Below are 19592 nucleotides of genomic sequence, written 5' to 3'. Positions count from 1 at the left end.
TTTTTTATTTTATAAAGAAAAAAGCCCGATACGGGGCTAGATACTTTTCTTCATACCGCATTTACGGCATTCTCTTATATAGATGAAATCTTTAACGGAACTTTTGAATGCGGTATTTCCGCAATTATCACAGCGACCGCTGATTTTATCAGGGTGTTCTGTGTATGTGTATATTTTACTTAAATCATACTTTTGTTCAGGTTCTTTATTTTCCATTAGTCTCACCTACATATCAATCTGAATTAATACAGCTTTATCATAATAACATGAAGCGTTCATATAATGGATGTTTTTATTTGACAAAGAGAACCTGCAACCCTGCAGATTCTCCTGATAATAATTTATGGAGCAAGACCCGAAAATATGTATCAACTCCTATTGTTATGAGGTTCTGTAGTTTTTCTTTTTGAAATCACGCATGTTTAGGATAAAGAATAGGAGGAAGATAACAGCTGCGATGCCATTAATCCAATAGTATGTACGCCCTGTTGTGTATCCGCTATAGAAGGAATAGGTATTCCAAATTATAAGAAGTACTGAACAGACAGTAGAAATCATTAATGAGCCAAAACTTCTCATGATTTTCACCTCGATTCGAATTTTTAGAACTTATTTATAATTTTACATTTAAATAAAAGGATTTACAAGAATAGGAATGAAAAAGAACCCGATAGAATTCGGGCCCTTTTCAGAAGTGATGATGTTTCCTCGGCTTGGGAACTGAGAAAATACAAAAATATAATACAATGAGTTTTAGGGAATTTCAAGACTAAATTAGGGATTACCGCGAGGTGGTGAATATGGCTAGGCAACGAAGCCCAGATCGTGACAAAGCATTTGAAATATACAAAGCAAGTAAAGGTGAGAAGCTGCTTATTGATATTGCAGCTGAGTTAAATCTCAAGCCTTCGCAAATCAGAAAGTGGAAATCACAAGATAAATGGGATGAACAAATGAATGGTAACGTTACTATTGCGAAAAGGAGCGTTACTAATGTTAAAAATCCTAAAACAAAAGAAAAACTAAAAGAGATTTTAGAAGATGAAGAGCTGACCGAAAAGGAACGGCTCTTTTGTTTGTATTATGTGAAATACTTCAATGGTACACAAGCTGCATTGAAGGCTGGTTACTCTAAAGATGGCGCTCATGTACAGGCTAGTCGATTATTAAGGCGCGAACGAGTTTCTTCCTATATAAAGGAGCTAAAAGGCGAGTTAGTTGAAAATGTATTTGTAGAAGCTATGGATGTGCTTAAAGAGTACATTAAGATTGCTTTTGCTGATATTACTAATTATGTGACCTTTGGCCAAAGAGAAGTTGAGCTAGAACCAGAAGAAAGAACATCAGTAGATGAAGAAGGAAATGAAGTGACGGAGTTTATTACTGAAACACGTATGATGAACTTTATTGATCTAGCTGAGTCTGATATGGTAGACGGTTCGATTATTACTGAAGTAAAGCAGGGGCGTGATGGTATATCCATTAAGCTGGCTGACAAGATGAAGGCTCTTGACAAACTGTCATTATACTTCGATTTATTCCCTGATAACTTTAAACGAAAAGTTGATGAGGAAAGATTACACATGCAACAAGAAGCTCAGAAAGTACAGATCGAGAAGACGAAAGCTGAAATCAAACGTATTGATGATGGTGATGATGATTCAACTATCGAAATTACTGTTGATTATGGTGATGGTGATGAGTAAAACAAAAGTACAGTTCAATCGTATTTTTAAACCAGTAAATGAATGCAGGAAGCGTTACAGAGCCTTAAAAGGTTCTGCTGGTAGTGGGAAATCCACTAATATCGCACAAGATTACATTCTTAAATTGTCTGATCCGAAATACCAGGGAGCTAATTTACTCGTGGTACGAAAAATAGATGTTACTAATCGTCATTCTACTTACGCAGAGTTAAGAAAGGCGATTAACATCATATTTGGTAAGAAAGCCAGTAAATACTGGACTATCAGGCAAAGCCCTTTAGAAATGGTCTGCAAAACAACAGGAAATATGATTATATTCCGCGGTATGAAGGATGATAACGAGCGTGAAAAGGTTAAATCGATTACGTTCGAACATGGTAAATTAACGTGGATATGGATAGAAGAATCAACCGAGTTAAAAGAAAACGATATTGATATCCTTGATGACCGTTTGCGCGGTATATTACCAAATGAAAATCTTTACTATCAAATTACATTTACGTTTAACCCTGTATCCTCCACTCACTGGATTAAGAAGAAGTACTTTGATATCGAACATCCTGACATTTTTACTCATCATTCTACTTATTTAACAAACCGGTTCATTGATGATGCATACCATCGACGTATGATGTTGCGTAAAGAGCAGGACCCAGAAGGATATCAAGTATATGGAGAAGGTGATTGGGGTGAAATTGGCGGCGTAATCCTTAAAAATTATAGAGTCCATGAATTCGATACGTCATTTGAACGGTTTGACTCTATGAATCATAGCCAAGACTTTGGATTCAACCATGCTAATGCCATTCTTACAGGTGGTTGGAAAGATGGAGAGTTATATATATGCAATGAAATATACGTCCATGAGAAAGATACGAATGAGATCATTGAGATTGCAGATAAACAAGGTTTAAACAAACGTTTATTTATGTATTGTGACTCTGCTGAGCCAGATCGCATTAAGATGTGGAAGAAAGCAGGATATAAAGCGACTGCTGTTGTTAAGAACCCGAACAGCGTAAAAGCTCAAATAGACTATTTGAAAACATTAAAAATACACATTCATCCTTCTTGCGTAAATTTCATTGCAGAAATATCACAATGGAAATGGAAAAAGGATTCGAAGACAGGTTTATATTTAGACGAACCTGTTGAAATATTTGACGATGCTATGGCAGCACTACGCTATATCATTGAAGAAAAACGTCGTAACAGAAAAGCGAAAGCAGTTAGATCAATCTATTAAGGAGGTGAGACGATGTTTGAACACTATATCCCATTACTGGATGAGAATAATGGAGAACCTACGCCTAAGCTACTTAAAAAGATTATCGATGAGTTCGAACCATTAAAACAACGTATGATTAACAGGTACGAACGCTACAAAGCAAGTGAAAAAGGTGTACCTATCTTTACTCGCGAGTTTAAAGGTGATGGTAATAAAGATAAGGTAAATAATAAACTGAACAATGACTTCTTTTCTGAAATTATAGATACAAAGATTGGTTATATGTTTGGGTTACCTGTTTCATATAGTCTGAATCATGACGATGATGAAGTATTAAAACGAATCCAGGACTTTTTAAAAGCAAATCATACTGAAGATGCTGATGCAGAAACAGGAAAGTTTGCTTCTATTTGTGGGTATGGAGCAAGGCTTCTCTATCATGACAAAGAAGGCATTGAAAAGGTTATGAATATCAAACCTTATGAAGCTATATTTCTTACTAATTCAAGCATTGCTGAGCCTAAATACGCTATCCGCTGCTATCCAATCAAAGTAATTGATGGCGATGATTTCAAAGACGGATATAAAGTAGAATTCTATAATGAAACAAACATTATTGAGTACACCGGTGAGGATTTAGATAAGTTACAAGAAACAAACCGTATCCCTAACTTATACAAAGGTGTGCCACTTATTGGTTTCCCTAACAATGAAGAATTGCAGGGAGATGTCGATAAAGCCATTGCACTTATTGAAGGGTATGACCGTTCGTTTTCTGATGTAAACAGTGAAATTGAACAGTTCCGTTTGGCTTATATGATCTTTAAAGGTGTTGATATAGATGATGCCACTATTGAGAAGCTAAAACAAACTGGTGCTCTTGATGTAGGTGAGAATGGTGAAGCTTCTTTCTTGACTAAGGACCTTAATGACAATATCTTAGAACACCATCTCGACAGATTAGAAAAGAATATATGCCGCTTCACAAAGCATGTTAACCTTTCTGATGAATCATTTGGCGGTAACCTTACTGGTGTTGCTATTCGTTATAAGTTATTAGCTTTAGAAACGAAATCAGGAACGCTAGAAATGAAGTTTACTAAGTCATTGCGACAACAATTCAAGTTATTGTTTGACGCTTGGAACTTACGCTCAAATAAAGGAGAGCTAGACTACCTTTGTATGACGTTCCAATTCACACGAAACCTTCCAGCCAACTTAGCTGATGAAGCTGATGTGCAGTCTAAACTACAAGGTTTAGTAAGCGAAGAAACACGATTATCTATGTTATCTGTTGTTTCTGATCCGAAAGCGGAAATACAGAAGATGCAGGAAGAAGAGGTTGATTCTATCGATTTAGACACTGTACATAAAGGCGGTGAAAACGATGGAATGGGACAAGAAGCAGAAACACCTCCAAAAGATAGAGGACGAACTAGAAAAGGCGATTCTCTACCTGTATAAAGATGCTTTAGAAGAAGTCAGAGGAATACTGGCTTTTTATCATGCCAAATATGCGGTAAATGAGCAGTTGAGTATGCAGGAAATGCGCCGATTCAATCGATACAAGAACATGCAAAGTGAACTGCAACAAGTTATTAATGAAATAACATATGAGAAAAAGAAAACTCTCAATGAAATGCTCTCCAATCAGTATGGAGAGTCTTTTTATTATACGAGTTATCTCATCGAGAAAGAAGTCGGTGTGGCTCTTTCGTATGGTCTTCTTGATCCGAACATCATTAAACGAGCGGTACAAATGCCAATCGATAAAATGACGCTCAATCAAAGGTTAGGTACACATCGAGTACAGATAGTTAACCGAATACGCAGAGAATTATCTATTGGTCTTAGAAAAGGTGAAGGATATGCAACAATGGCAAATCGTATTAAGCCAATACTTGATGGTGATGCAAAGAAAGCGCAAATGGTGGCATGGACAGAAAGTGCTAGGGTACAAAACTTAGGTACCTATGACAGTGCCTCTCAAGCTTTTGACGAAGGTGTATCAATGGAGAAGATTTGGATTTCTACATTAGATAAACGTACACGTCCTACTCACCAAGCAGCAGATCATCAGAAAGTACCGTTTAAAGGGTTGTTTAAAGTAGGTGGTTATAGCTGTGAATATCCACATGACAGCAATTTACCTGCTAAAGAAGTTGTACGCTGCCGCTGTACTTTTATTACTGAGGTAGCGGATGTTAGTCCATTCATCGAAAGAAGGGCTAGAAACCCAACAACAGGCAGAAATGAAGTTATTACCGCAGTTAGTTATGAAGAATGGAAAGACTCTCTTGAATAATAAAAAACACTTGAGGGCTTATAGATTACGAACTTAATAGGGTGTAATTATAGGAACTCAGAGGAGGAATAATAATGAAACAATTACAAAAGCAAGCGAAAGTACAGTTTTTCAAAGAGAAAGAAGCTACAAAATTATCATATCGATTACGTTTAACAAACATTCAATTCTTTGCTGAAGGTGATGGTACTGATATTGGTGTAGGAGGAACGGATGACAATACGGCAGGGAATTTAACTGGTGAAAATCCAGATGGTAGCAATACACAGCAAAATTCTCAAACTGAAGGTGGTAATCAACCAAAAGAACCGCAGTTAGATCCAGCGACGAAAGACTTCATCGAGAAGATGTTGCAGTCTCGTGAAGATAAAGTACGTACCAAGTATGCGAAAGAGCTTAGCGCAACTAAAAAAGAGCTAGAAAACTATAAAACAGCTTCTATGACTGCTCAAGAAAAAGCAGAATATGAGATGAAAGAGTTACAAAAAACCCTCGAAGAACGCGAACAAGTATTACATCAAAAGGAAATGCAAAGTGCTGCAGCAGAGGCCTTATCTAAAGTGGGATTAGATATTAAATTTGTAGACTTTGTTGTAGGTACCGATGTTGATGATACAAAAGTTCGTGTAGCGAAACTTGGTGATTTATTCAATGCTTCATTAGAGGCAAAAGTAGCAGAGAGGTTCAAAGCAGCAGGGCGTGATATCTATGCTGGTTCTGGTAATGGAGCTACATTTACACGTCAGCAAGTAGAATCAATGAGCCAGTCAGAGATTAACGAAAATTGGACGCAGATTCAAAAGGATATGCGCACTTGGGGTAAGTAGATAAATTAAGATTGTTCTTTCGTGCTATAGGAAGAGGATCAAATATTTCACATGAAACAGTTAGTAAAATTATAAAACAAGCAAAAGAGGTCGCTATTTAAGTGAATTCTTTTGTTATGGACAAATTAAGGAGGAAATAACATATGTCAGTAGCAACTTTTATTCCAACAATTTGGGAAGCACGTTTAATGGCGAACTTCCACAAGCGTTCTATCGCGGATTTAATCACAACGAAACCAGCAAAAATCGAAGGTAACAAAATTATCTTTAACCGTGTTGGTGCAGTAAATGTAAAAGATTATTCTGGTTCGGTTGAATGGGATGATACAAACCCTTCTAAAGTAGAAATCAATATGGATCAGAAGAAGTACTTCGCGTTCAAAGTAGATGATGTAGATGCTGCACAAGCTGCTGGAGACTTAATTGATCCGCATACACAAGAAGCAGGATCAGTACTTCAGGAGACGGTCGATACATTTACACTAGGACTTTACACAGGTGCTCATAAAGATAATGTAATCGGTACTGATTCTGCAGCAATCGAATTATCGCCTAAGAATGCATACGACTATATTGTTGACCTGAACACGAAGTTAAACATGAAGAAAGTTCCTAAAACCGAGCGTTTCACAATCATCAACTCTCAAGTTCTTGGATTACTCTCTAAAGATGACCGTTTCACAAAACAACCTATCATTTTAGAAAACGGTGTTGTAGAAGGGCAAGTAATTAACGGTTCACAAATCGTTGTATCAGAAGAAATTCATAATACATCTGGTAAATATAAAATTCTTGCTCTTCATAAGTCTGGTATCGGCCATGGTAAACAGTTAAATGAAACAGAAGCACAACGCCTTCAAAATTCATTTTCAGATGGTGTTCGTGGTCTTATGGTTTATGGCGCTGGCGTACTTCGCTCAGAATCATTAGCAGTACTTACAGCTACAATTGCGCCAACTACACCACCAGCAGGAGGAGGGGCTTAATAAGCCTTTCCTCTTTTCTTTTGAAAGGAGAGATAATATGCCTTGGTTTTTAAATACAGAAACAGATGTCACATGGGAAGTAACGGATGTCGATCATGTAAAGCGTTGCAAGAATGACCCTGCATACGAAGAAGTAGATGAACCAAAACAAGAAACAATTAAAAAGAAAAGACAAACACCTGCAAAACCGAGTGAGTAAATGGATATGAAAGCAGAAATTTTAAAACGTGTGAAACTGCAAGTTCCTAATATAAGTGATGAAAACTTATTAATAAGCATTGAGGATACAATGTTTATGGTTGCTGAGTACACAAATAGAACGATTCCTGAATTCCCTCCTGCTTATCTTGGTATCATCGCAAAGATGGTTGTTTATGAGTATAAGGAGCAGGAAAGAGAAGGGAAGAAAAGCGAATCGTTAGGTAATTATTCTGTTACTTATGATGATGTAGGAGATTATCCAGCAAGCGTTACGAAAGGACTGAAAGTGAGGCTGCGTGTCTTATGATTCAATCAATGATTCGTAAGTTTGGCAAAGAATCTACAGTACTTCGTAATGTTGGCTCTGATGACGATGGACCATATCCAACAGAAGAATGGAAAACAATTAACAATGTAAAAGGTGTATTAGATGCTATTCAAGGGACAAAAGATGCTCGTAATAAGAAAGTAGAAGAGAAAAGCACACACTTATTCTACTGCCTACCATTTGACGTAACTATTCAAGATAGATTAGTTATTGATAAGAAGATATACAGCGTTACTTATCCGGGCGATCCAATCAATGCAAATAGATTCTTTCAAATAGAATTGGAGATGTTGCCTTATGAGCATGAAGTTCCAATCGAATAGAGCTGCGGTAATGGCAAGGCACTTAGCAGCTAAAAAGGCTGCTCATACTGCTATTGGTCAATTCGTTACTTCTAAAGCAAAGTTACTTACTCCTGTAGATACAGGTAATACACGACGCGGAAATAGCTATATAGCTACAGTAGAATCAGCTAAAATAGGTAATTCGGTTGATTCCTCTATTTATGTAGAAAAAGGAACGGGTATTTATGCTGAAGATGGAAATGGGAGACAAACTCCGTGGATGTACCGTGACCCTAAAACGGGGAAGATGGTTCAAACACAAGGACAACATGCTCAACCATTCCTTAGACCTGCAGCAGAGAATAATAAACCGATGATTACGCAAGTTGGCACACGAACCTATTCGTCATTAATGAGGTAGATACCATGAATGACTTTATAAATATATTACACGGTGAATTGAAAAAGATTCATAAAGAAACGTACTATGAAATCGCGAAAACAACCGCAGATATGCCTTATCTGGTATATACAGTTAACGATGATAAAGAACCATGGGGACGGAAGAATATCATGCTTACAATTGATATTTACGGCACTTCTGATCATCTTAGCAAAATAGATGAACTGATTATGAAACTAGAAAACAATCTTCATAGAAAAAGATTAAGCAGCGCTGAATTTAGTGCTGCTATTTCTTATCTTTCAAGTCAGAAAGTACCTGATCCAGACCCAAATATCAGACGTAAAGAAGTGCGGTTCATTTTACGAACTTATTTTAAACAATAGAAAGGATTGATTATATGCCAGCTCCACAACCAAAACCAGAGAATATTCTCTTTGGAGATTGGGGTGCTTTTTACTTCAATTACGGAGAAACTAATGAGCTTTTAGTAGGGGCCACGCAAGGTGGCGGTTCATTTAAATATGAGCCTGAATTTAAAGAGATTGATTATGATGGTTCTCCTGGCTCCACAAAAGGAATGAAGCGGATTATTAAATCCCTTACTCAAATATCTTTTAAAACATTAGAGTTTATGGATAAAGAAAAAGTGAAAAATTATATAGCCGGCCTGAAAGTTTCGGAAGAGACGGTTATGAAGAATGGGAAATCAATTAAGTACGATGTAATTACGCCAACAGAAAAAATATCAAACGAAAGTTATTTAAAAAACGTAGCTTGGGTTGGAGAAAACTTAGGTGGAGATATTGTAGAAATCATTGTAGAGAATGCAATGTCAGATGGTTCATTGGAATTGTCTTTTGAAAATGAATCAGAAGTTGTTCCGGAAGTAACATTTACTGGACATCGTGATCCGTCTAACATCCGGAAAGTACCATGGAAAATGCGTATATTGAAGGCGACAGAAGCAGCCAAGTTATTAGGATAAGCAGTTTAAAGAGTAGGGACAATCCCTGCTCTTTTTAATTTTAAGGAGGAATGAATATGGCAGTAACAGTTCAAGGAAAAGAATATGTAGTAAGAGGCATTAAAACCAGAGATATCCCGCGATTATCCCGTATTGTGAAGAAAATGGATATCAAACCAGACTTCAAGATGCTTGATGAGTTAAAAAACTTAGGTCTGCAACAAAAAGCATTAGGTATCAATTTATTTATAGAAGTGTTCGCTGGATTAGGCGAAGCGGAAGAAGATGTATATCAACTACTTTCCGATCTATCTAGTGTTGATGTAGATGTAATCAAAGATTTAGATTTAGGTGAGTTATATGACATCGTAATGGAGATTAAAAAAGTCGATACAAGCTTTGCACCAGTTTTTTCGAAACTCGTTGGATTAACGAAATAGATTTTTACGATACGTTTGCAAGTCGATATGGAGATGTAGAGTACGTTATGAATCTTCCAATAACGATAGGTATGGAGATGTTCAAGAAAGCGAAAGAGAAAGAATTAGAACGTCTGCTATGGGAAGAATGGTGTGCATTACAACCATATTGCGAAGAAACTTTTCCGGCTTTCAAACATAAACGTATGAATCCAACGAGTGAACAAGTGAAAAAGTATAACGATTCGGTAGAGCAACCACAGAAGAAACTTACAAAAGAAGAAGTGTTTGCTCGTGTTGCTAAAATCCGCGGAAAGGCGGGTGAATAAATGGAACTATTTCGTATGTTTGGTTCAATATTCTTGCGTGATGATGAATTACGAAGTGGATTGAACCGAGCAGAACAGCACGGACAACGAACTACAGGTGTCTTAAATAGAGGATTTAGCAGTGTTGGTAGAATGGCTGGTTCCATGGGTGCTGCTGTCGGCACTTCTGCTATAGCTATTGGTGGAATGGCAGGGATGGCATTAGGAGCAGGCGCTGCACTTGTTGGAATTGTATCTGCTGGAGCTAACTTTGAACAAGTTATGTCAAAAGTAGCGGCTGTTTCCGGTGCTTCTGGAAGTGAAATGAAACAATTGCAAGCTCAAGCTAAAGAATTAGGAGCCACAACTCAATTCTCCGCTACACAAGCTGGAGAAGGGATGATGTATCTTGCACAAGCTGGATTTAAAACTAGTGACATTTTAACTGCTATGCCAGGTATGTTAGATTTAGCAGCAGCTGGAGCACTCGACCTTGGAACAGCAGCAGATATTGCATCAAACATTATGAGTGGATTCGGTCTAAAGGCTGATCGAGCTACACATACAGCCGATGTATTAGCGAAAGCGGCAGCGGACGCAAATACTGACGTTACTGAAATGGGAGAGGCAATGAAGTATGCCGCTGGTACTGCTCATACTGTTGGCTTTACGATGGAAGAAACATCAGCAGCAATGATGGCCATGTCTAACAGTGGTTTAAAAGGTTCTGTTGCAGGACAAGCATTTGCAACTTCATTAGGCCGGTTAGCGAAGCCGACAAAAGAAATGCGAAAAGTTATGGATGAGTTAAATTTATCTTTCTTTGATTCGCAAGGGAAAATTAAACCATTACCAACGATTATTAAAGAATTAGAAGATAAAACGGGATCAATGACAGCACAACAAAAGTCAGCTACACTAACCACCTTATTTGGTGCAGAAGCTTATAAAAACTGGGCGGCGCTTTTGCAGGCAGGTAGTGGATATCTAGCAGAGAATACAAAAGCATTAGAAAATGCTGATGGTGCTGCAAGGAAAATGGCTGACACAATGACCAATAACCTTAAAGGTAAATGGGATGAATTTACATCTGCCTTGGAAGGTCTGGCTATAACAATATTTACACTTATCGCTCCTGCGTTAGGTGCAATTGTTATTGGTTTAACTAAAGTTGTCCAGTGGGTTGACAGCGCAATTAATAAATTTATCAACTTAGATAGCTATATAGGAAATATACAGGCAATTGGAAAAGCGATTCAGGACTTTTGGTTGGCTGCTTCAGGTGATAGGAATGCCATGGTTGAGGGATATGACATACTTACTAAACTAGGCTTCTCAGCTAACGCTATTCAAATTATACAAAGTGTCACCGCTGCTGTTCAATTCGGTATAGAGACGTTAAAGGGAATTATGTCGGGGGACTGGGGAGCTGCTTCTAATCTTTTAGATAAATTGGGATTCTCGCCTCAGCAAAAGGCGGATATTCAAATGTTTATTCAAGATGTGCAACTTCAAATCAGCAATTTTATGGCGGGTATACAGTCTTTAATTTCGGCTGCTGCTCCTGTAATTATGGGGATAATCGGCGCCACTATAGATTTCATTAAAAATGTATGGTCAACTATACTTCCGTATGTAATGCCACTTTTACTAGATGTACTTAATTTCGTGAACGGTATTATTTCGCAAATATCAGCTTTTTGGCAACAAAATGGCCAACAAATTGTCCAAGCAGTGCAAAATGTATTTTCAATCATTCAATCTATTATAGCTTTTGTGATGCCAGTCGTGATGTCAATTGTAGAATCCGCTTGGTCGGCTATTAAGGATATTATCCAAGGCGCCGTAAATCTCATTATGGGGATTATAAAGTTTTTCGCATCAGTTTTAACTGGAGACTTTTCTGGAATGTGGGAAGGAATAAAACAGATATTTAATGGTGCGATTCAATTAATTTGGGGTCTTATCCAATTCTCTTTCGTTAAACAAATTTTTAGCGCCGTAAAAGGTCTGGCATCTTCTTTCGGCTCTACGATTAGCAGTATGTGGTCTACTGTTGTTGGGTATTTCCAGACATTTATTAAGGAACCGATTGCTTCTGTAGTACGGATGGCATTCGATATCGGAGAAGCTGCTATGAAAATTAAAGACAAACTTATCAATCCAATTAAAGAAGCCTGGAGTGGAATTATGGGTTGGATTGATAAAATTAAAAACGGTGTAGCGAATATGTTCAGTGGTGTTCATATTCCGGTACCTAAAATCAGTGTAAATGGTTCTTTGAATCCTACAAAGTGGGCAAGTGAAGGTCTACCATCTTTCGATGTTAAATGGGCAGCAAACGGAGCGTTAATTAAACCAGGTAATCCAACGCTTGTCGGAGTCGGCGATGCACGAGGGTACGACGAAACAGTTCTTCCTTTACGTAAACAAACATTCGATGCAATCGCTGATGGCATTTTAAAATCTATGCCAATGCAACAACCAGTCGCAGTTGGAGCTAGCAACGATAGACCAATAGAAGTATCAGTAAATGTAGATGGCAAAACGATTGCCAGAGCTACTGCGAGATATATGGATTCAGAGTTAGAATCACTTAAACGAAGACGAAAATAGAGGTGATCCAATGTCATATTGCGATCTAATCGATTTAGATAATATGGAGTGCTTTTGGTTTGATGGAATCAAAAGCACTGATTTTGGATTAGTAATAGCTAGTCCGAAGAATTATTCATCATTCGAAAAAGACGTGAAAAAGGTACAGGTATTAGGAAGAGATGGGGACTTTATCATTGATAAAAAGCGTTCACTTAATGACGTTTTTCCTGTTGAGTGCAATTTAATTACGTCAGATGATGTATATAAAGAGGTGAATCGAGTTAAGTCGTGGCTTCAAAGTACAGTAGAATATAAAAGTTTGATATTTTCATATGAACAAGAATACGCCTACCAAGCGTGTGTACTGTCTAAAATTGAAATTATCGGCATTATGGATGACGTTGCCAATTTGAAGATAGATTTTGAAATTAAACCATTCAAATATCTGGCTTATGGATTAAATAAGGAAGAATACACAAGTGCTTTTTCTTTATTTAATCCTGAAATTAAAGAAGCATTTCCATATTTTAAAGTTACTGCTAATGGAGATTTTACACTTAGAGTAAATAACAGTAATTTCGTATTTAAAAACGTAGATGGATTTATAGAAATCGATTCAGAAATGATGAATGCTTTTAAAGTAACGAATGACCTTATTGAAAATAGGAACGATCGAATGTACACGAAGACGTTTCCTATACTAAAGAACGGTTTAAATGATATTTCATGGACAGGTAACGTAACAAAAATTGAAGTAATACCACGTTGGAGGGGAATGTAATGTATCCAATTCTTTATCCAGCGAATGAAAAGAAATTCGAAAATAATGGATTAGGCATAATAACTGATGTAGAAGAAATCAGTGTAGTAGAAGAATTAAATGGTCAATTCGAATTAGAAATGACTGTCCCTATTCAAACATGCAATCGACTAAACATCGAAAAACGCATGTTTATTTTTGTGGATGCGAATGAAACAGACCAAGGGCAACCGTTTCGAATTTATGAATATGACAAAGCGGATGATTATACCATGTTCATTCGAGCTAAACATATTACATTCGATACTGAAAAGCAGTTCGTTGAATCATACAAGAACGATAGAGTGAAGACTGTTGAAGCCTTAAATGAAATATTAACACGGTCTGAGCCTAAAAAGCCTTGGATAGCATGGTCTGATATTGATACAGAAACAAAGGTTAATTTAGAAAGGCAACAAACGTCTGATTGTATACAAGGTGTACGTGGTTCGATGCTGGATTCTTTTGGTGGAGAAATAAAACGAGATATGTACCGCTTTGAGTTCCATAAACAGCGCGGTCGTGATAATGGCGTATTAATCGCTTTCCAGAAAAATATGACTGGAATTGATGTAAAAGTAGATATAGATTCAGTCGCAACACGTATTTTTCCGTATGCACAAGGAGAAAACGAGGGAGATATCATTAAACTCCCAGAGAGGTTCATTGATAGCCCATACATTAACGATTATGACGATATTCTTATAAGGCATGTTGAAATACAAGATGTGAAGAATGTAGAGCAATTAAGAAATAAGGCAAAAAGATTCTTTGTCAATAACAAGATCGACATACCAAAGATGAGTGCGACAATCTCATTTGTTCCATTACAAAAGGTTGCAGGATATGAAAAGTATGCTGTTTTAGAACGTGTAGCATTAGGTGATACAGTTCATTGCTCTCACCCTGATTTTCCAGAAGTAACTGCAGCGAGGGTAATTAGAACTGATTATGACCCTATTTCAGAAATGTACCATTCAATAGAAATTGGTGACGCTAAGTTTTCATTAACGGGAAGTCAAAAAGAATTAGAAGACAAAATAAAAGAGGATATAGAAAATAATAAAAGTGAATGGCAAAAAATCATAGACCAAGTAACCGATAAAATTACAGGTAATAGTGGTGGCCATGTAGTCCTCCATCCAAAAAATAATCCATCTGAAATATTTGTAATGGACAAAGATGATATCAATCTAGCTAAACAAGTACTTCGGATTAATAAAGAAGGAATCGGCTTTTCAAAAAATGGTGTAAATGGACCATTTGAAACAGCTTGGACTGTGGACGGTACTTTTGTAGCTGATTTTATCAAATCTGGCAGATTAAACGCTGATTTAATAGATGTAATCAATTTGAAAGCTGATGCTATTGTTTCGGGTATTCTTCGAAGCCGTAACAATCGATTTAGAATTGATTTAGACCGTTCTGGCATTGACTTTTACTCCGAAACAGGGAAGTTAGTAACTCAAATTGCACAAGCGAAAACTAGACAAGCTGATGGAAGTTCTGCTGAAATTACTTATTTTGGTGTGTCTGAAGCGGAAGGTGTAGCAACTGGTTTGGCTTTCGGTAAACGTGCAGCAGATGGTTCTTTTGGTAACTCAATTTATATAGAAAGTCGATATGGTGATGTATATATGCGCCCACCGACATTGTATATCATACCGTCTGAAAAAATGCGAGTAGAAGCGCGTACGGAATTTCACCATCCTGTTAGGTTTGATGCTTCACCACTTTCTAGAATTGAAGGAGCAATGAGAGGCGAAGAGTGGACGATTGTACCAGGAGAAGGTGATAGAGGTGGCGCGGCAATCCGTCCTTGGACAAGTGGACTTGGTTCACTCGGAACAGCCACACACAGATGGCAAGAAGCTTGGATTGGTTGGATTAATGGTCAAGACATCGGTTTGAAGTTCAAAGCGATATCGGATGCGGATTTTAAAGCTGGAGAAGCAAGACGAGTTGCTGATTGGGCTTCTGGTCGTGTGGAAGAAGTAAATAAAATAGCTGTTAATGCGGCGAATGCTGTAAGTGGTAAGGCAGATGCCTCAGCCTTAGGCTGGCAAATTGCGCGTATAGATAATGCGTTTGCTCGTATCGAAGCGCTAGAAAGAAAGTAGGAGGTGTGTGTGATCATGAATGAAGTAGATGTTTTAAGAGTGGCAAATGGTATGTTAGCAGAAAAATTAGTAGCTACAGAAACAGAGAACGCGGTATTAAAAGCACAATTAATTTTACTGCAGAAAGGAGCTGCCAATGAGAACGGAAACGTTAGTACTGGACCTGTCCAACCAGAGTATACCGAGAACAATCACAGCGAGGGAGAATGACCGAAACGGATTTAAGGTTATTGGTAATCTGAGAGAACGTGGGAAGTCAGTAGATCTCACTGGATTTGCAGTATTTTACGAAGCAATCAGTCCACTAGGCATGTTCGTACGCGATATTGCAGTAATTACAAATTTTAGAGACGGGGTATTTGAGTACATCGTTTCAAAAGAAGCTGTATCAAGTTCTGGAGTGTGGATTGGTTACTTTGCTTTTGAAAAAGGAACGGAACGATTTACAACGCAGGATATACGAATTTCCTTAGGTGTTGATGTGAAAAGTGGAAGTATTCAGCTAGAAAACTATATTGCAGAGTTTGATACGATTAAAAAACAGGTTGATACTTTGCAAATAGCAGTCGATAATGCAAACGTTGTAAAACGTAGTGGTGGTACGATGACAGGTAATCTGGTAATTGGGAAGGCTGGCACCGGTGTAGTTTGGAAAGATGATGCAAATATGGACTACGGGATTATTACCAATTCTGACGGCAAACAATTCTACATGAGAGATTGGAAGCGTGGGAAAACGTTGTTCAGTCAAGATGATAATGGTTTCAACGTATTCGCTGATAACCTTGTCAAGAAGTCTGAAGTGTTTACTGATATAGCTCAACCTAACGGTGATGCTATCATTCAGGCAAAGGATGCATCTAATGACATCCTACAAATGGCATTAGATGCAGGTCGAGGCTTTCGTACAATTTACGCCGCTGGGTCTGCAAAGAATGTACCTTCAAATGCAGGTCTTCGAGGGTTCGTTAACTTACATGGAGCTAGGTACGGGTACATTATAGCAACTGACTTTCGCAATAAGATTTGGACGAATTATATAAACGGCGGAGAATGGCAAGGATGGGTAAATGTTAACGGAAACGATAAAGACACTGACTGGACACCATTAACTCTACTAAACGGAGTTAAGCAGCAAAGTTCACAGCCAGCATCCGCTATTAAGCGTTCAGGTAATGTTGTTAATATAGTTTGTGCGATTACTGATTTCAAAGATAAACAGGTTATCGCTAATGTGCCAGCAATATTTAGACCGGATAGAGAAATGCTATTTACTTGCGACTATTTCCAAGGTTTAGTGCTTAAACCTGGTTATATAATTGTAAAACCAAATGGAGACATCTACCTTGAAGGAATTGAAGCTGCAGTATCATTATATAGATTTTCCCTTACTTACAGTGTTTAAAGGCGGTAATTAAAAATATGAGAACATTTTATGTGTACGACAAACAAACAGGAAGATATTTAGAAAATGTGATTATATTCCCTTCATATGACACTACAATAGATAATGACGGGAATGTGATTGAATGGATTCCTGTTTACAAAAACATTCCAGAAAACGCCACAGAAATACCATTACCACAGCCAAATTGGAAACCTGTATGGGATGGAGAAAAGTGGATTGAAACGATCACGGAAGAAGAATTAGAAGAAATGAATAAGCCGCAACCGCATAAACCAAGTGAAATTGAAAAACTCAACGCCCTTATTACTGAAATGAAGGATAAACAAGAAACATTAGAAGAAGAGAATGCGGGATTGGTACTTTCTTCTATAAAAAAAGAAATGACTCTTGAATTGATGCAAGAAGAACAATCTACGCTTGTTTTAAATTTAATTAAAGGTGGGGTTTTATAAATGGCTCAATTAGATTTTTACGCACTAGCTAAGAGATATTATGCGAAGGGCTTTTATTCAAATGAAGATGTAGGTGTATTTGTTCAAGCTAAGAAGATTACACCAGAGCAATACAAGGAAATTACAAACTTTGATTATGTGGAGCAGCAATAGCTGGTCTTTTTTTATTTTGCATAAAGGAGTGAAGAAATGACAATTGAAGTAGGAGTGCTTATTGCAATCGTATCAGCATTGATAGGATATATGTCTTATTCATTGAATCGCTCGAAAGAGATTAAGTCAGATGGTAGACAAGGGGCAGAAACAAACGCGAAATTAGAGTACATCAGTAAAGGTGTTGATGATATTCGTATTGATTTAAAGGCAAATGAAAAGCAGATGATTGTACTTGGTGAGCGTATTACAAGGGTTGAAGAAAGTACCAAACAAGCGCATAAGCGTCTGGATAATGTAGAAAAGGAGATGAATTAAATATGAATAAAGAAAATATCAAAAAAAGATTCCGCAACTGGAAAACATGGGTTGCGGTTTTTTCTTTGCTTGGATTTTTATTTACTAAATTTGGTGTGCCAGAAGCTAAGAGTTTCTTAGATGAATTAGCGCCTTATTTACTAACTTTAGGTATTGCATTAGGAATTTGGTCGGACCATGAGACAAGCTCTGAATATGATAATAAAAAAGGAGATGTAGAGTAATGGCTAAATATAGTTTACATGGAGGACACAATAGTATTGTACAAGGTGCTAACTGGGGAAATAGAAAAGAACATGTTATGGATCGTCAGGTGAAGGATGCTGTTGCAGCTAAGTTAAAAGCCTTAGGTCACACTGTTTATGATGACACAGACGAAGTTGGTAGAACGCAAGCGCAGAACTTAAATAACATCGTTCGTAATTGTAACTCACATTCTGTAGATCTTGTAATCTCGTTTCATTTAAATTTTTATAATGGGACGGCTACTGGGGTAGAGGTTTGCTATTACGATCAACAAGCTTTAGCAGCAAAAGTATCAGATCAACTTTCAAAAGATGTCGGCTGGCCTAATCGTGGTGCTAAAGAACGTAAGGAACTTTATGTCTTAGCTAATACAAAAGCGCCAGCAATTCTAATTGAACTTGGATTCATTGATAATGATTCAGACATGGCAAAGTGGGATGTTAACAAGATTGCTAATTCAATCGTTTATGCTTTAACTGGTCAATCAGCTGGTAATGGCGGCGGAACTGTTGAACCACCTAAAGTAGAACAGAAATATCCTACTGAATGGAGAAAAGGCCGACTTCGTTGTAATGTTAATGTTAACTTAAGACAAAATCCTAGTGTTGGTAGTCCTATTTTAGAAGTGTTGCCAGCTGGTTCTGAACATACTTTCTACGCGATTGTGCCTGACAATGACGGTATTCATTGGTGGTACGATATCGGCGGTGGTAGATTTGTAAGGGAGGACAACGTTAAAGAAGTTTAATGTTTTAAGGCGTTTTTTATAAAAGAATAGTTTGATTAACAAAAACAAAAGCCGTCCTGTTGGGCGGCTTCTTTTAATTTATATTCACCAATTCATCAAACTTAAACTCAGTATTCAAACCAAACGCATCTGTACAATACACAGTTTTTAGCATCGGTTCAATATGTAATACATTTATGTACATATCCTGCACCGTTCCGTCACGATAGTATGAAATAGATATTTCCTCTTTACTTTGCATCGAATGAATAAGACTACGTTCAATCTGTTCTTGCATGTCCTCGGAAACAATTGGTTTCGGTACTTTATTTAAATCATTTATCATTCCTCTAATTGTTTCGTGTTGTTCCGGCATGCTTGCAAATGGGAGCCACTTCACCATTCCTCTTCCACGTATTTTTGGTGTTCCCCAACTTTGATTTTCCATGATGATCCCCCGATTCGTGTAATTTATGTTTATTATACACGAACATGTGTTCTTTCGGAAGCGTGAAAATAGCTCCGTTTCTTTTACGAAGCTACATCCAAAATTCATTTTCATTTATGTTTTTCCCTAACTTTTTCAATCCCCTTGTTATTTGGGATATAGTCGAAAATTTAGGTGTGTATTCTTTATCATTACACACTTTTGAAATAGTACCTCTGCTCAACTTAGCAGCCTTCTCTAATTCTCCTTGTGTAATTCCTTGTTTGTCTAACCACTTACCAAATTTACTACGTTTTTTCCCTAACCCAAACACCTCTATCACCTCAAAACTAGCTTGCCCTTTTCGTCATTTTTTTAGACG

General features: G+C 37.4%; 28 protein-coding genes. 24 read left to right on the top strand and 4 right to left on the bottom strand.

What is annotated here, in order from left to right; translation table 11 throughout:
- Nucleotides 1-36: 36 nt before the first annotated feature.
- Both ACLBWW_RS27355 and ACLBWW_RS27350 read right to left on the bottom strand, forming a co-directional pair.
- Complete coding sequence (locus tag ACLBWW_RS27355) at nt 37-216, bottom strand: hypothetical protein (protein WP_098887875.1); 180 nt, start codon at nt 214-216, stop codon at nt 37-39.
- A 165-nt stretch (nt 217-381) separates the two neighbouring features.
- The gene (locus tag ACLBWW_RS27350) at nt 382-579 is read right to left on the bottom strand and encodes a hypothetical protein (protein ID WP_098668933.1); all 198 of its coding nucleotides are present in this window, start codon (nt 577-579) and stop codon (nt 382-384) included.
- A gap of 221 nt (nt 580-800) precedes the next feature.
- On the opposite strand from ACLBWW_RS27350, the gene ACLBWW_RS27345 reads away from it, so the two are divergent.
- From ACLBWW_RS27345 to ACLBWW_RS27230, 24 genes are all read left to right on the top strand, one after another.
- Nucleotides 801-1706: a terminase small subunit gene (locus ACLBWW_RS27345; RefSeq protein ID WP_447614351.1), complete on the top strand. Its 906-nt coding sequence runs from the start codon at nt 801-803 to the stop codon at nt 1704-1706.
- Nucleotides 1657-2952, top strand: coding sequence for a PBSX family phage terminase large subunit (locus ACLBWW_RS27340; RefSeq protein WP_447614350.1), 1296 nt, complete (start codon nt 1657-1659; stop codon nt 2950-2952). Before ACLBWW_RS27345 ends, ACLBWW_RS27340 begins: the two co-directional genes overlap by 50 nt.
- A 12-nt stretch (nt 2953-2964) precedes the next feature.
- Complete coding sequence (locus ACLBWW_RS27335; protein ID WP_447614349.1) at nt 2965-4398, top strand: phage portal protein; 1434 nt, start codon at nt 2965-2967, stop codon at nt 4396-4398.
- 73 nt (nt 4399-4471) lie between these two features.
- Nucleotides 4472-5239: a phage head morphogenesis protein gene (locus ACLBWW_RS27330; RefSeq protein WP_098079010.1), complete on the top strand. Its 768-nt coding sequence runs from the start codon at nt 4472-4474 to the stop codon at nt 5237-5239.
- Between the two features lie 74 nt (nt 5240-5313).
- On the top strand, nt 5314-6066 hold the full coding sequence (locus ACLBWW_RS27325) for a DUF4355 domain-containing protein (RefSeq protein WP_447614348.1): 753 nt from the start codon (nt 5314-5316) through the stop codon (nt 6064-6066).
- A 143-nt stretch (nt 6067-6209) separates the two neighbouring features.
- Nucleotides 6210-7052 (top strand): phage major capsid protein, encoded by an 843-nt coding sequence (locus tag ACLBWW_RS27320; protein WP_064469487.1) that lies wholly within the window; start codon nt 6210-6212, stop codon nt 7050-7052.
- Between the two features lie 37 nt (nt 7053-7089).
- Nucleotides 7090-7251, top strand: a complete 162-nt coding sequence (locus tag ACLBWW_RS27315; RefSeq protein ID WP_447614347.1) for a hypothetical protein — start codon at nt 7090-7092, stop codon at nt 7249-7251.
- Entirely contained in the window at nt 7252-7560 is a 309-nt protein-coding gene (locus tag ACLBWW_RS27310) for a hypothetical protein (RefSeq protein WP_098078879.1), read from the top strand.
- Complete coding sequence (locus ACLBWW_RS27305; RefSeq protein WP_447614346.1) at nt 7557-7904, top strand: head-tail adaptor protein; 348 nt, start codon at nt 7557-7559, stop codon at nt 7902-7904. Before ACLBWW_RS27310 ends, ACLBWW_RS27305 begins: the two co-directional genes overlap by 4 nt.
- A complete protein-coding gene (locus tag ACLBWW_RS27300) occupies nt 7879-8286 on the top strand; it encodes an HK97-gp10 family putative phage morphogenesis protein (protein WP_447614345.1) in 408 nt (135 codons plus the stop codon). Before ACLBWW_RS27305 ends, ACLBWW_RS27300 begins: the two co-directional genes overlap by 26 nt.
- A gap of 5 nt (nt 8287-8291) precedes the next feature.
- The gene (locus tag ACLBWW_RS27295; protein WP_098078888.1) at nt 8292-8654 is read left to right on the top strand and encodes a hypothetical protein; all 363 of its coding nucleotides are present in this window, start codon (nt 8292-8294) and stop codon (nt 8652-8654) included.
- A 14-nt stretch (nt 8655-8668) separates the two neighbouring features.
- Nucleotides 8669-9256: a hypothetical protein gene (locus ACLBWW_RS27290; RefSeq protein WP_098078891.1), complete on the top strand. Its 588-nt coding sequence runs from the start codon at nt 8669-8671 to the stop codon at nt 9254-9256.
- 56 nt (nt 9257-9312) lie between these two features.
- Nucleotides 9313-9675 (top strand): hypothetical protein, encoded by a 363-nt coding sequence (locus ACLBWW_RS27285; protein ID WP_064469493.1) that lies wholly within the window; start codon nt 9313-9315, stop codon nt 9673-9675.
- Nucleotides 9676-9722: 47 nt separating this feature from the next.
- Nucleotides 9723-9983 (top strand): hypothetical protein, encoded by a 261-nt coding sequence (locus ACLBWW_RS27280; protein WP_001992100.1) that lies wholly within the window; start codon nt 9723-9725, stop codon nt 9981-9983.
- On the top strand, nt 9984-12578 hold the full coding sequence (locus ACLBWW_RS27275; RefSeq protein ID WP_447614344.1) for a phage tail tape measure protein: 2595 nt from the start codon (nt 9984-9986) through the stop codon (nt 12576-12578). It begins immediately after the preceding gene.
- Between the two features lie 10 nt (nt 12579-12588).
- Nucleotides 12589-13341 (top strand): distal tail protein Dit, encoded by a 753-nt coding sequence (locus ACLBWW_RS27270; RefSeq protein WP_447614343.1) that lies wholly within the window; start codon nt 12589-12591, stop codon nt 13339-13341.
- A complete protein-coding gene (locus ACLBWW_RS27265) occupies nt 13341-15479 on the top strand; it encodes a phage tail spike protein (protein ID WP_447614342.1) in 2139 nt (712 codons plus the stop codon). Before ACLBWW_RS27270 ends, ACLBWW_RS27265 begins: the two co-directional genes overlap by 1 nt.
- A 15-nt stretch (nt 15480-15494) precedes the next feature.
- Complete coding sequence (locus tag ACLBWW_RS27260) at nt 15495-15689, top strand: hypothetical protein (RefSeq protein ID WP_447614341.1); 195 nt, start codon at nt 15495-15497, stop codon at nt 15687-15689.
- A complete protein-coding gene (locus ACLBWW_RS27255) occupies nt 15616-16884 on the top strand; it encodes a BppU family phage baseplate upper protein (RefSeq protein ID WP_447614340.1) in 1269 nt (422 codons plus the stop codon). The genes ACLBWW_RS27260 and ACLBWW_RS27255 overlap by 74 nt, the downstream gene beginning before the upstream one ends.
- A 17-nt stretch (nt 16885-16901) precedes the next feature.
- Complete coding sequence (locus ACLBWW_RS27250) at nt 16902-17339, top strand: hypothetical protein (protein WP_447614339.1); 438 nt, start codon at nt 16902-16904, stop codon at nt 17337-17339.
- Nucleotides 17340-17492: an XkdX family protein gene (locus tag ACLBWW_RS27245; protein WP_081257745.1), complete on the top strand. Its 153-nt coding sequence runs from the start codon at nt 17340-17342 to the stop codon at nt 17490-17492.
- Nucleotides 17493-17528: 36 nt separating this feature from the next.
- On the top strand, nt 17529-17810 hold the full coding sequence (locus tag ACLBWW_RS27240) for a hypothetical protein (RefSeq protein ID WP_289405284.1): 282 nt from the start codon (nt 17529-17531) through the stop codon (nt 17808-17810).
- 2 nt (nt 17811-17812) lie between these two features.
- Nucleotides 17813-18034, top strand: coding sequence for a hypothetical protein (locus tag ACLBWW_RS27235; protein ID WP_447614338.1), 222 nt, complete (start codon nt 17813-17815; stop codon nt 18032-18034).
- A complete protein-coding gene (locus tag ACLBWW_RS27230; RefSeq protein WP_098078914.1) occupies nt 18034-18804 on the top strand; it encodes an N-acetylmuramoyl-L-alanine amidase in 771 nt (256 codons plus the stop codon). The genes ACLBWW_RS27235 and ACLBWW_RS27230 overlap by 1 nt, the downstream gene beginning before the upstream one ends.
- Nucleotides 18805-18877: 73 nt before the next feature.
- On the opposite strand, the gene ACLBWW_RS27225 is transcribed toward ACLBWW_RS27230, so the two are convergent.
- Complete coding sequence (locus tag ACLBWW_RS27225; protein ID WP_098191895.1) at nt 18878-19231, bottom strand: YolD-like family protein; 354 nt, start codon at nt 19229-19231, stop codon at nt 18878-18880.
- A 91-nt stretch (nt 19232-19322) separates the two neighbouring features.
- Complete coding sequence (locus ACLBWW_RS27220; protein ID WP_000467326.1) at nt 19323-19544, bottom strand: helix-turn-helix domain-containing protein; 222 nt, start codon at nt 19542-19544, stop codon at nt 19323-19325.
- Between the last annotated feature and the right edge of the window lie 48 nt (nt 19545-19592).

It is taken from the genome of Bacillus sp. M5A3_1b (genome assembly GCF_053345335.1).
Note: the sequence above shows the minus strand (reverse complement) of the source record. Positions and strands in the feature narration are given on the sequence as shown.

Coding starts and splice junctions, on each gene's coding strand:
- ACLBWW_RS27355 (WP_098887875.1), bottom strand. CDS start 216: ATGGAAAATAAAGAACCTGAACAAAAGTATGATTTAAGTAAAATATAC.
- ACLBWW_RS27350 (WP_098668933.1), bottom strand. CDS start 579: ATGAGAAGTTTTGGCTCATTAATGATTTCTACTGTCTGTTCAGTACTT.
- ACLBWW_RS27345 (WP_447614351.1), top strand. CDS start 801: ATGGCTAGGCAACGAAGCCCAGATCGTGACAAAGCATTTGAAATATAC.
- ACLBWW_RS27340 (WP_447614350.1), top strand. CDS start 1,657: ATGATTCAACTATCGAAATTACTGTTGATTATGGTGATGGTGATGAGT.
- ACLBWW_RS27335 (WP_447614349.1), top strand. CDS start 2,965: ATGTTTGAACACTATATCCCATTACTGGATGAGAATAATGGAGAACCT.
- ACLBWW_RS27330 (WP_098079010.1), top strand. CDS start 4,472: ATGCAGGAAATGCGCCGATTCAATCGATACAAGAACATGCAAAGTGAA.
- ACLBWW_RS27325 (WP_447614348.1), top strand. CDS start 5,314: ATGAAACAATTACAAAAGCAAGCGAAAGTACAGTTTTTCAAAGAGAAA.
- ACLBWW_RS27320 (WP_064469487.1), top strand. CDS start 6,210: ATGTCAGTAGCAACTTTTATTCCAACAATTTGGGAAGCACGTTTAATG.
- ACLBWW_RS27315 (WP_447614347.1), top strand. CDS start 7,090: ATGCCTTGGTTTTTAAATACAGAAACAGATGTCACATGGGAAGTAACG.
- ACLBWW_RS27310 (WP_098078879.1), top strand. CDS start 7,252: ATGGATATGAAAGCAGAAATTTTAAAACGTGTGAAACTGCAAGTTCCT.
- ACLBWW_RS27305 (WP_447614346.1), top strand. CDS start 7,557: ATGATTCAATCAATGATTCGTAAGTTTGGCAAAGAATCTACAGTACTT.
- ACLBWW_RS27300 (WP_447614345.1), top strand. CDS start 7,879: ATGAGCATGAAGTTCCAATCGAATAGAGCTGCGGTAATGGCAAGGCAC.
- ACLBWW_RS27295 (WP_098078888.1), top strand. CDS start 8,292: ATGAATGACTTTATAAATATATTACACGGTGAATTGAAAAAGATTCAT.
- ACLBWW_RS27290 (WP_098078891.1), top strand. CDS start 8,669: ATGCCAGCTCCACAACCAAAACCAGAGAATATTCTCTTTGGAGATTGG.
- ACLBWW_RS27285 (WP_064469493.1), top strand. CDS start 9,313: ATGGCAGTAACAGTTCAAGGAAAAGAATATGTAGTAAGAGGCATTAAA.
- ACLBWW_RS27280 (WP_001992100.1), top strand. CDS start 9,723: ATGAATCTTCCAATAACGATAGGTATGGAGATGTTCAAGAAAGCGAAA.
- ACLBWW_RS27275 (WP_447614344.1), top strand. CDS start 9,984: ATGGAACTATTTCGTATGTTTGGTTCAATATTCTTGCGTGATGATGAA.
- ACLBWW_RS27270 (WP_447614343.1), top strand. CDS start 12,589: ATGTCATATTGCGATCTAATCGATTTAGATAATATGGAGTGCTTTTGG.
- ACLBWW_RS27265 (WP_447614342.1), top strand. CDS start 13,341: ATGTATCCAATTCTTTATCCAGCGAATGAAAAGAAATTCGAAAATAAT.
- ACLBWW_RS27260 (WP_447614341.1), top strand. CDS start 15,495: ATGAATGAAGTAGATGTTTTAAGAGTGGCAAATGGTATGTTAGCAGAA.
- ACLBWW_RS27255 (WP_447614340.1), top strand. CDS start 15,616: ATGAGAACGGAAACGTTAGTACTGGACCTGTCCAACCAGAGTATACCG.
- ACLBWW_RS27250 (WP_447614339.1), top strand. CDS start 16,902: ATGAGAACATTTTATGTGTACGACAAACAAACAGGAAGATATTTAGAA.
- ACLBWW_RS27245 (WP_081257745.1), top strand. CDS start 17,340: ATGGCTCAATTAGATTTTTACGCACTAGCTAAGAGATATTATGCGAAG.
- ACLBWW_RS27240 (WP_289405284.1), top strand. CDS start 17,529: ATGACAATTGAAGTAGGAGTGCTTATTGCAATCGTATCAGCATTGATA.
- ACLBWW_RS27235 (WP_447614338.1), top strand. CDS start 17,813: ATGAATAAAGAAAATATCAAAAAAAGATTCCGCAACTGGAAAACATGG.
- ACLBWW_RS27230 (WP_098078914.1), top strand. CDS start 18,034: ATGGCTAAATATAGTTTACATGGAGGACACAATAGTATTGTACAAGGT.
- ACLBWW_RS27225 (WP_098191895.1), bottom strand. CDS start 19,231: ATGGAAAATCAAAGTTGGGGAACACCAAAAATACGTGGAAGAGGAATG.